We start from the raw sequence: 1,728 nt of genomic DNA on the forward strand, positions 1-1,728 counted from the left end.
ACAGAAGTTTGTTTCTGAGATGTTAGATACCGTGATTGAGAGCAGTAAAGAATAAGCGAAGAGATAACGCGGTGATGGCAGGGGGCAACCTGCCAACGCCGCTCACCACAAACAACTAACAAGGAGTTGAATGATGGCTAAGGCGCATTCTAAGCAAAACCATGCCGTAAATAAAGCGGCAAAAACAGAACGTTATTACACCGTGGGATACGTGCCGCAAAATGACAAGGCCAGTGCCCCGCCTGCGATCCACCTTAAAGGGCAATGGCTTAAGGCAGCAGGTTTTGATATTGGTGGTACACTCACCGTCAAAATTATGGACGGTTGTCTGGTGATTATTCCTGACAGCGATGACACCCGCACCATTAAGCAACAGTACCAACGCCAGCAAGACCAGCTAAGTAAGATGAAACTGTGGATACGGGAACTGATTGGGGATTATCAGGCGGGGTGATAATAAAAAACCGGAAGATCAATGGGATACTTCCGGTTTAATAATAAAAATAGTAAATGGAAACAGCTTATTTTAATTTAGTAATTCACTAAAATATTTCGTTTGATCTCATTTTCAATCATCGTCAATACCCAACAGTTCATAGAATTCCCGATAATCAACATCATCACTCGATATCCACGGTATATGTGAAGGTTTTTGCATCGGATTCTCAAGAAACTCCATAACAAGAATATGAGCTTCATTCAAATTGACACAACTACCTAATGGAACCAAGTTCTCATCATGTGCATCGATAAATTTATTAATTAGGTCAGGGTTAGCTAAAGCAAAATACCCTTCCTTACCATTAATATTATATGACATCGATACAGTTGAATTATCAAAACAATATATATACGCCAACTTGAAAAGGCCTTTATCAGGAGATTGATAACATATATATCCTTCAGGTAATTGTTTCCACAAAGAAACGTCCCCAGACAAAAATAATTTATCAAACTGCTCGATTGAGGGTGAATCATAAATCTGGCGGCTACCAGGGTATCTAATTTCAAATCCTTCCATCTTATTAATCTCTATTTTGCATGCAAAACTACTGAAGCACCATTTTTGGAGAATAGCTTCATTTGCTCAATGCCCATTTCTTTCATCAAGGCAGGTAAAAAACGTTCACAATGACCACAAGTCTGTCGATCAACATACATCGTGATTTCTTTTGGCATTACACCACCGGACTTTTCATAAGCTCGCATTAAGGCATGCCCTTCAGCATGGAAAGCTGAGGTTCCTTTCTCATCTTTAGATAAATAGTCAATCTTTTCATTCCATTTTTTACCTAATGCTTTATCCTTTTTTATCAATGTCCCAGAGTTTACACCAAATATCCGGCGGCCATTCATTTCAAAAAAGGCAACCGTACCCATGTTATCTCCCGGAGTTGGTATATGATCCCCTAAAGGTTCCATCTTGTTTTTCGAGCGCCTGAAACGATCGACTATTTTCCATGGTTCTTCACACCCAGCCAAACCCAGCGGATCAACCGCTTTGGTCGGGTTTCCAACATAAGCATACGGCTTTTCACCTCCAGCTAACCCAATCGGGTCCGGCGTCAGATACTGCCCCGCCACCGGCGAGTAATACCGGAACCGGTTGTAGACCAGCCCGCTCTCCTCATCCAGCCACTGACCGGCGAAGGGTCATCAGCTCCGAGGCAGTCATACCCGTAGGATAGCGCTAGCCCGCGCAGGGCAAGGCTTTCAGCGGGACACGTT

2 protein-coding genes and 1 pseudogene are annotated in these 1,728 nt (G+C 42.8%); 1 reads left to right on the forward strand and 2 read right to left on the reverse strand.

The window, feature by feature from the left end:
• Positions 1–133: 133 nt before the first annotated feature.
• Positions 134–454: a SymE family type I addiction module toxin gene (locus tag AAC855_RS21065; RefSeq protein ID WP_340612100.1), complete on the forward strand. Its 321-nt coding sequence runs from the start codon at positions 134–136 to the stop codon at positions 452–454.
• Positions 455–568: 114 nt separating this feature from the next.
• Here the strand turns inward: AAC855_RS21065 and AAC855_RS21070 are convergent, their stop codons facing one another.
• Entirely contained in the window at positions 569–1,021 is a 453-nt protein-coding gene (locus AAC855_RS21070) for a hypothetical protein (RefSeq protein ID WP_340612099.1), read from the reverse strand.
• Between the two features lie 11 nt (positions 1,022–1,032).
• Positions 1,033–1,650, reverse strand: a pseudogene (locus tag AAC855_RS21725) (RHS repeat-associated core domain-containing protein); the annotation flags it as partial.
• Positions 1,651–1,728: the final 78 nt, after the last annotated feature.

It is taken from the genome of Xenorhabdus bharatensis (assembly GCF_037996705.1).
In the GTDB taxonomy this organism is placed as follows: Bacteria; Pseudomonadota; Gammaproteobacteria; order Enterobacterales; family Enterobacteriaceae; genus Xenorhabdus; species Xenorhabdus bharatensis.